The following is a 9,878-nucleotide window of genomic DNA, read 5'->3' on the forward strand; positions in this document are numbered from 1 at the left end:
CGCCTTGAAGAACTCAAGGCCCTGCCCGGCAAAGAGCTGAAACCGGCCGCGCCCGCCACCCCCGTCGATACCCGTTGCTTCCCCATCCAGCACATTGAACTCAAGGGCGCCGACAACCTGTCTGTCGATGAGCGCGAGCGCCTGGTCAAGCCTTATCTCAATCAGTGCCTGGGGGTTTCCCAGCTGAATGAATTGCTCAAGCGCGTGACCGACTCTTACATCGACAAAGGCCTGGTCACCAGCCGCGCCTACTTGCCGCAACAAGACCTGTCCAGCGGTCGTCTGCAAGTATTAGTGGTGGAAGGCAAGCTGGAGGGGATTAAAGGCGCCGACAACAGCACCCTGTCCGAGCGCGAGTTGGCCATGGCGTTTCCCGGCCACACCGGCGACTTGCTCAACCTGCGAGAAGTCGAGCAGGCCATCGATCAGCTCAATCGGTTGCCGTCCAACCAGGCGCAAATGGAACTGGCGCCCGGTAGCGCAGTGGGCGGCAGCACGGTGCTGGTCAAAAACAACCCGCAAAAACCCTGGCGTGCCAGCCTGTCGCGCAATAACGATGGGCAGCGCAGCACCGGCGAGCAGCAGTGGGGCACCGGCTTTGAATGGGACAGCCCACTCGGCCTGGCTGATCAACTGGTGCTGCGCGGCGGCCACGACGCGATCAGCGACCACCAGAAAACCTCAAAAAACGCCATGCTCTACTACAACGTGCCGTGGGGTTGGTGGAACTTCAGCTACAGCTACAACCAGAGCGATTACCGCTCGGTGGCCCAGGGCGACGGCTTTGACTTCAAGCAAACCGGCGACAGCCAGAACCACCAATTGCGCGCCGAACGGGTGATCCATCGCGACGCCCTGAGCAAAACCTCGGTCAACGTGGGCCTGGCCCATCTGCGCACCAATAACTACATCAACGACAGCCACCTCAAAGAGAGCAGCAACCGCCTCAGTGAGTTGCAGGTGGGCATCAACCACGGGCGCCGCATTGGCAGCGCCTTCGTCAACCTCGATGTCGGCATGCAAAACGGCACCGGCGCGTTCGACGCCCAGGGCAATCACAACCCCGGCCCAGGCGTGCCGGATGCGCGCTACCGCAAATACACCGCCACCGTCAGCTACCTGCAACCGTTCAAGCTGTGGGGCGAGTCCTTCAGTTTCACCAGCCTGGCCACCGGGCAGCGCAGTGAAGATGTGTTGTTCAGCCCGCAGCGCATGAGCCTCGGCGGCTCCTCGTCGATTCGTGGCTACAAGGACCAGCAACTGAGTGGCGACAGTGGCAGTTATTGGCGCAACGACCTGCGCTGGAGTCGCCCGGTGACGCTGGAGTGGCTGCGCCCGGTGTTCGGTGAGTACGGCGCCAGTGTTGGTTATGACCAAGGCGTGATTCGCAATGCGCGCTACAACGGCGAGTTACACGGCCGGGTCTCGAGCAACTCGCTGGAGCTGTTTGCCCGTGGCCAATACGTCAGCACCAGTGTGACCTTTGCCCACTCGCTGGAACGACCGGCCACGCTGCTTGAACGCGAAGCGCCGATCTACTTCCGCATGGATTTTTTCCTGTAATTCAACGCCCCGTTGCATCGAGAATTTGAAATGGATGTTCGCCAGTTTGCCTTCCTTGTTCGCCAGCCTTCGGCTGCCCTGAAAAGCCGTGACGCGTTCCTGGGCCTGCCCAAACGTGGCTTGGCCCTGATCCTGGCCAATGCGCTGTTCTGGCAGCCATTGCTGGCCCAGGCCGAAGGCATTGTGGTCAGCGCACCGGGCACCAGCGTCGGCCAGGCCGGCAATGGCGTGCCGGTGGTGAACATCGCCGCGCCCAATGGCAGTGGCTTGTCCCACAACCAGTTCAAGGACTACAACGTCGGCGCCAATGGCGTGATCCTCAACAACGCCACCGCCATCACGCAGTCGACCCAGTTGGGCGGGATCATCCTCGGCAACCCCAACCTGCAGGGCCGCGCGGCCAATATCATCCTCAACGAAGTCAACGGCGGCAGCCCCAGCCAGTTGCGTGGCTATACCGAAGTGGCGGGGCAGTCGGCCAAGGTCATCGTGGCCAACCCTTACGGCATCACCTGCAGCGGCTGCGGTTTCATCAATACGCCGAATGTGACCCTGACCACCGGCAAACCGGTGCTCGACAATGGCCGCCTGGACCGTTACCAGGTCGATGGCGGCGCCGTGACCATCGACGGCCAGGGCTTGAACGCCAGCAACGTGGACCGCTTCGAAATCATCACCCGCTCAGCCAGGATCAATGCCCAGATCAACGCGCGTAACTTGACCGTGGTTGCCGGGCGCAACGACGTTAACGCCCAGACCTTGAATGCGACGGCGCGTGCCGATGACGGCAGCGCCAAGCCCACGCTTGCGATCGACTCGTCGGCCTTGGGCGGCATGTACGCCGGTGCGATCAAACTGGTGGGCACCGAAGCCGGTGTAGGCGTGAAGCTCGACGGCACACTGGCAGCCAGTGGCGGCGATATTCAACTGGATGCCAACGGCCACTTGAGCCTGGCGCAGACAGCGGCCACCGGCAACATCAACGTCACCGCGCAAAGCGTCAACCTGACCGACAAGGTCTACGCCGGTAACAATGTGCAGGTCACCAGCGCCCAGGCGCTGGTCAACCAGAAGAGCCTCGCCGCCCGCGACAGCATCACCCTGGCCAGCAATGGTCAGGTCACCAACAACGGGATTATCGAGGCGGGCGTCAACGCCGATGAAACGCGCAATGCCAACGGCGATGTCAGCGTGTCTGCGGGCAGCCTTAAAAATACCCAAAGCGTGGTTGCCAGCCGTACCCTGACAGTGACGGCTGCACACAACCTCGACAACCAGAACGCGACCTTGAGCGGCGCGAGCGCAGTGGTCAACGCTGGCCAAGTGGATAACCGTGGCGGTCGCGTGCTGGGCACGGCATCGCTGAAGGTCAATGCCACGGGCCTGGATAACCGCACCGGTGGTGTGTTGCACAGCGACAACAGCACCGACGTCACGGCGGCCACCCTGCAAAACCAGAACGGCCGCGTGATTGGCCTCAATTCCCTGACGATGATTGCCGGGCAAGTGGGCAATGAAAACGGCTTGCTGGCCAGCCAGCAACAGGCCCACGTAACTGCCGGCCTACTGAGCAACCAGGCAGGCGAAATCTCCGCCAACCAAACCAGCGTTACCGCCACCACCCTGGATAACCGCGCCGGCAAACTGCTGGGCGCCCACCTTAATGTGCTCGCCAGCGGCGCAATCGACAACCGCCTGGGGATCTTCTCGGCCACCAGCCTGCTGACCCTGCAAGCCGCCAGCCTGGACAACAGTGGCCAAGGCACCGTCGCGAGCCAGGGCAACCTGACCGCGACCATCACCGGGCTGTTCGATAACCACAATCAAGGCAACCTGGTCAGCCAGGGCGCCCAACAGGTCAGTGTCGGCCAACTCAACAACGCCCAGGCCGGGCTGGTATCGAGTAAAAACACTCTGGTACTGCACGGCGATACCCTGGCCAACCAGGGCGGCCTGGTGATTGCCGACGGGGCGATGACCCTCACCGGCGGCAGCGTCGACAACAGCCAGCAAGGCTTGATCAGCAGCAAGGCCAATACCCGCGTCGAACTCGCCAGCCTCAACAACAGCAACGGCGGCCGACTGAGCAGCGACGGCGGCCTGAGCCTCAGCGCCAGTCAAATCGAAAACGGCGCCGGGCGGATCAGCGCCAAGGGCGACCTGCTGGCAACCGTCGGCGTGCTCAACCAACAAGCCGGCGAATTGGTCAGCGAAGGCGTGCTGAGCTTTACCGGCACCGCCCTGGATAACCGCAACGGTGGCCTCATCGCCGCCACCCGTGGCGTCGACCTGTACAGCCCGAGCATTCTCAACCAGCAGGGTGAAATCTCCAGCCAGGCCCGCGTGCGGCTGGGTGCCGATCAACTCACCAACAGTGGTGGCAAGGTCATTGGTGACGGCGGCCTGGTGCTGACCGTGCAACGCCTGCTCAACCAGAACAACGGCCTGTTGGCGGCGCGCCAAAGCCTGGAATTGAACGGCGGGCAACTGGACAACAGCCTCGGCGGCCGCGTGATCAGCCAAACGGGCGTGAACATCAACCTGAGCGGCGATCTGCTTAACCAAGGGCAGGGCGTGTTACTCAGTGACGGCGCGTTAACCCTCAATGCCGGCACGCTGAACAACAGCCAGGCCGGTGTGATCAGCGCCAAACAACAGCTTGACCTGCGCAGCGCGGGCCTTAACAACAGCCAACGCGGCAGTATCAGCAGTGACGCCGGGATCCTGCTTAAAACCGGGCAACTGGACAACAGCCAGCAAGGCTCGATCTTTGCCAAGTCCACGCTGCAGGCAAACCTTACCGGGCTGGACCAGCATGACCACGGCGAACTGGTCAGCAATACCGCCATCGACCTGGACCTGAACCACGGGCAACTGATCAACCGTGACCACGGCCTGATTGCCACGCCCGGCCAATTACTGCTGCGCAACCTCGGCAGCGTCGACAACAGCCAGGGCGGCGAGCTTTCCAGCACGCAATCCTTTGCGGTGGTGGCCGACACGCTGAACAACCGTGGCGGCAAAGTCATCAGTGGCGACAGCTTGCAGGTGCGCATTGCCCAGGCGCTGGATAACAGCGTCGAAGGCGTGGTGTCGGCCAAGAACCTCGTGCAGGTGGCGGCGGGCAGCCTTGACAACCAGGCCGGTGGCGCGATTGCCAGCCGTGGCGCTTTGGACCTTAAGGTCAATGGCGCCCTGGACAACCGTAATCAGGGCCTGATCAGCGCGGCGACCACGTTGGATGCAACGGCGGGCGCATTGAACAACAGCGACAAAGGCCGGCTCTCGGCCGGCACTCGCCAAACCCTCAGCACCGGCGCGCTGGATAACAGCCAGGGCGGGCAACTGGTCAGCGATGGCAGCCTCACACTGACGGCGGCCGATGTCAGCAACCGCAACGGCGTGATCGGCAGCCAGCAGGCCTTGAGCCTGAGCGTCGCCAACCTCGACAACACGGCGGGCCTGATCAACAGCCAGGGCGATCTCAGCCTGGCGGGGCAGCGTGTGGATTCAAGCCTTGGCGGTGAAATCTCGGCCAAGGGCAACCTGCAACTGGTGGTGCAACAGCTGATCCAACGCCAGGGCCGCCTGATTGGCGAACGCGCTGTGGCGCTCGACCTGCAAGGCGGCGACCTCGACAACAGCGCCGGCCTGATCAGCGCCAAAGGGCCGCTGAGCTTTGCGCGCCTGGCCAACCTCACCAACCGCGAACAAGGCGAAATCTCCAGCAATATAGGGTTCAGCGTAGCGGCCCAGCGTATCGACAACAGTGATCGCGGGGTCATCCTCAGTACCGATCAACTGCGCGTTGAGGCGAACACCCTAATCAACGCCAACAAAGGCCTGATCTCCGGCTGGAACGGTTTGACCGTGGCCGGCGGCAGCCTCGACAACAGCGCCGAAGGCACGCTGTCGAGCAAAAACGGCAGCCTGCAAGTCAACCTCAGCGGCGCCCTCGATAACCACGCGGCGGGCGCTCTGGTGAGCCAGGGTCTGCAAACCCTCAGCGCGGCGAGCCTCAACAACGCCCAAGGCATCATCTCCAGTCAGGGCGATGTGGGCCTGAGCATTGCCGGGCGCCTGGATAACAGCAATAACGGCTTGATTTCTTCCAGCCAATCGCTGGGCTTCAACCACGCCCAAAGCCAGATCCTCAACCGTGGCGGCCAGATCAGCGCGGCCAACATCAACCTGATCGGCCAGAGCCTGGACAACAGCGCCGGCCAACTGATAAGCCAGGGCGCCCTGCAAGGCACCCTCAGCGGTGCACTGATCAACGCCAACAATGCGCGCCTGGCCAGTGGCGGCGCGTTGCTGCTGAACGCCGCCAGCCTCGACAACCGTGGCGGCCAACTGGTCAGCCAAAACCGGCTCGACCTGACGCTCGCCAGCGGCGATTTGAACAACAGTGGCAAAGGCACCCTCGCCAGCCAGCAGGACCTGCTGATCAAACTGCTGGCCGGTGACGTCAACAACCAGCAAGACGGCCTGATCTACAGCCAGAAGGGCAAGCTTGAGCTTGCCGCACGCACCCTCGATAACCAGCAGGGCACCTTACAAAGCCAGACCGACAACTTGCTGCGTCTGAGCGGCGCCCTCAACAACCAGGGCGGCCGAGTCGACAGCCTCAGCGGCAACCTGGACCTGAACGCGGCCAACGTGGCCAACACCAACGGCGGCATCCTCAACAGCGGCAAAGGCTGGATCAAACTGGTCAGCGGCTTGTTCGACAACGGCGGCGGCATCACCCAGGCGCAATCGCTGGATATCGACGCCAAGGGCGGTTTGCTCAACCAACTGGGGCACCTGTCGGCCCTGGGCGGTGAAAACCGCATTGTCACCAGCAGCCTGAACAACCAGGGCGGCGGCGTGTATGCCAACACCTTGCTCAAGGTCACGGCCGCAGACTTCGATAACCAGGGCACGGCGGCCAACAACGGCGGCAAGGTCGGCGCCCGCAGCATCGACTTCGGCCTCACCGGCACCTTGAGCAACCGCTTCGGCCTGATCGAAAGCGACGACACCTTGCGCCTTGCCGCGCAAACCCTCAACAACGCCGGTGGTAACCTGCGCGCCATGGGCCGCGCGGGCAACACCGATATCAACGTGTCGGGCCTGTTCGACAACCGCTCCGGCGCGCTGGAAAGTGCCAACGAAAATCTCAACCTGCAAGCCGGCAACCTCGACAACAACGGTGGCCGTATCGTGCACACCGGCAGCGGCAAATTCGACCTGACGTCTGATCAAGTCACCCGTGCCGGCGGCAGCTTTGTCACCAACGGCCAGCTTGATATCAAAGCAGCGAGCTGGACCAACAGCAGCGTGATCCAGGCCGGGCGCTTGAACCTCGACATCGGCCAATTCACCCAGACCGCCAGCGGCCAATTGTTGGGCGCGCAAAGCCTGACCGGCACGGGCGACACCTGGACCAACGACGGCCTGCTGGCGAGTGACGGCAGCCTCAACCTCACGCTCAGCGGCGGCTACAGCGGCAACGGCCGGGTCAGCAGCCTCGGCGCCATGACCCTCACCAGCGCCAGCATGGACTTGGGCGAAAACGCCCGCATTGCCGGCGGCGCGGTCACCCAGGTCAACAGCAGCACCCTGACCAACCACGGGCGCCTGACCGCCCTCGGTGACCTCACGGTAAACGCCACCACCCTGAACAACTACGGCACTTTGGGCGGCGCGGAAAAAGTCCGCCTCAACGCCACCCACCTGCTCAACGACAGGGGCCTGCTGTTCAGCGGCAACGACATGACCTTGCGCGCCAACGATGTGCGCAACAACTACGGCGACGTCTACAGCCTCGGCGGCCTGGACATTGCCCGCGACGATGCGGGCGCGCGCAGCAGCCTGATCGAAAACGTCTCCGGCAGCCTGGAAAGCGCCGGCAACATGCGCCTGCTGGCCGACACCCTGAGCAACCGTCGCGACCAGTTCAGCACGCAAAAGAAACTGGTCTCGGGCAACCTCGATATCTATTCCAACGACTTCTGCAAAGGCAAAGGCTGCGAGCTGTACTTCACCTCCGTAGAGAAATACGAAGACGTGCTGGTCGGCAGTTCGGCCTCGGCGTTCATCAACGCCGGTGGCGACCTGACCGTCGGCAGCCAGACCTTCGATAACCTCTACAGCTCGGTGTCGGCCGCCAGGAACATCCTGATCAACACTGACGTGCTGACCAACCGTGGCGCGGCCGGCGGTGAAGAAGTGCACCTGAATTCGGGCTTTTATACCCGTGACCGCAGCTTCTACAACACCTTCATGGAGCGCCAGAACCAGTTCAACGTCTATAACAACCCCAACTCCGGCGACTACCGCCCAGGTGAGATGACCCTGGCCAAGATCATGGCCGGCATTGGTAACTTTTACGAAACCAGCACCTACGTGGTGCCGACCGCTGGCAGCGTTATTGCCCAGGCGGTGATTCAGGCGGCTGGCTCAGTGACGGTCAACGCCACGCAAAAAATCGACAACAGCGTGATTCGCCCTAACGCCACCGACATCAAGGCCCCGGCGCAAAACCACGACACCAACTCCGACGTGTTCGCCTCCACGGTGAAACCGGTGATTACCGCGCAACTGCCGCCAGACCTGGCCCAGCGCCAGGTCAACCCGGCCACCTTGCCTGGCTTCAGCCTGCCCACCGGCCAGAACGGTTTGTTCCGTTTGAGCGGCCAACAAGCCAAGGCGGACAGCGCCGCCAGCGCCTCCACAGGCACTGGCGACTTCAGTGTCGGCGGCCGCCAGATTGCCGACAGAGACCGCGAAAAACCGCTGGACTACAGCGCCGTGCAAGAGCGTGGTTTCAGCGTCGATGGCCAGCCACTCAGCGGCGCGGTCACTGGCCAAGGCCCGCTGAACCTGGACAGCCGCGCGCCGTCGGTAACCCGCGTGCAAGGGCTGCCGCAAATCGCCGCGGTCGACAACAGCCACAAATACCTGATCGAAACCAACCCGGCGCTCACCGACCTCAAGCAGTTCATGAGCTCCGATTACCTGCTGGGCAAATTGGGCTACAACCCTGATACCGCCTGGAAACGCCTGGGCGATGGTCTCTATGAGCAACGCCTGATCCGCGAAGCCGTGGTGGCCCGCACCGGCCAGCGCTACATCGATGGCATCGCCAGTGACGACGCGCTGTTCCGTTACCTGATGGACAACGCCATCAGCTACAAGGACTCGCTCAAGCTGCAACTCGGCGTGTCGCTGACCGCCGAGCAAGTCGCGGCGCTGACCCACGACATCGTGTGGATGGAAGAAGCCGAGGTCAACGGCCAGAAAGTCCTCACCCCAGTGCTCTACCTGGCCCAGGCCAACAACCGCCTGGCGCCCAACGGCGCACTGATCCAGGGCCAGGACGTGAGCCTGATCACCGGCGGCGACCTGCACAACAGCGGCACCCTGCGCGCCACCAACAACCTGAGCATGGTGGCCGGCAACATCGACAACAGCGGCCTGATGCAAGCCGGCAACCGCCTGGAAATGCTCGCCACCGACTCGATCCGCAACACCCGTGGCGGCATCATCAACGCCCGCGACATCAGCGCCACCGCCGTGACCGGCGACATTCTCAACGAGCGCACCGTCACCACCTTCAAGCAAGAAGGCGAGGGCTACCAACTGCGCAACGACGTGGCCAGCGATGCCTCGCGCTTCGAAGCTACCGACACCCTCAAGCTCAACGCCGGGCGCGATGTACTCAACGTCGGCAGCGACCTCAAGGCCGGTGGCAACGCCAGCGTGACCGCCGGGCGCGACGTGGTGATCGCCAGCCAGACCGAACAGGACGACTACGCCTACCAACGCCGCCGCGTCAAAGGCACCGAGCAAACCACCCTGCAATACGGCTCGAACGTGGACGTGGGCGGCAACCTCGCCATCGACGCCCGCCGCGACATCGCCGTGGTCGCCAGCACCGTCAGCGCCGCCAAAGACCTCAGCGTCAAAGCCGGCGAAAACCTGACCCTGGCCGCCGCCGCCAACGAACAACACGACTACTCCAAAGGCAAAAAAGGCGGCACCAAAACCACCACCCAACTCGACACCGTCACCCAACAAAGCGCCGAACTCAAAGCCGGCGGCGACCTCATCGCCATCGCCGGCACCGACCTGACCCTGGTCGCCAGCAAAATCAGCGCCGGCAACGAAGCCTACGTACACGCCGACAACGAACTGAGCCTTCTGGCCGCGCAAGACAGCAACTATTCGTTGTACGACATGAGCAAAAAGGGCGGTTGGGGCAGCAAGAAAACCCAGCGCGATGAAGTCACCCAGGTGACGAATGTGGGGAGTGAGATCAAGACCGGTGG

At 62.9% G+C, this 9,878-nt stretch carries 2 protein-coding genes; both read left to right on the forward strand.

What is annotated here, in order from left to right; translation table 11 throughout:
* Positions 1-1,563 (forward strand): ShlB/FhaC/HecB family hemolysin secretion/activation protein (locus FEM54_RS14950; protein WP_138451648.1); only part of this gene is annotated, 1,563 nt, incomplete at its 5' end.
* A 30-nt stretch (positions 1,564-1,593) separates the two neighbouring features.
* Positions 1,594-9,878 (forward strand): two-partner secretion domain-containing protein (locus FEM54_RS14955; protein WP_138451650.1); only part of this gene is annotated, 8,285 nt, incomplete at its 3' end.

It is taken from the genome of Pseudomonas edaphica, from assembly GCF_005863185.1.
Lineage (GTDB): Bacteria > Pseudomonadota > Gammaproteobacteria > Pseudomonadales > Pseudomonadaceae > Aquipseudomonas > Aquipseudomonas edaphica.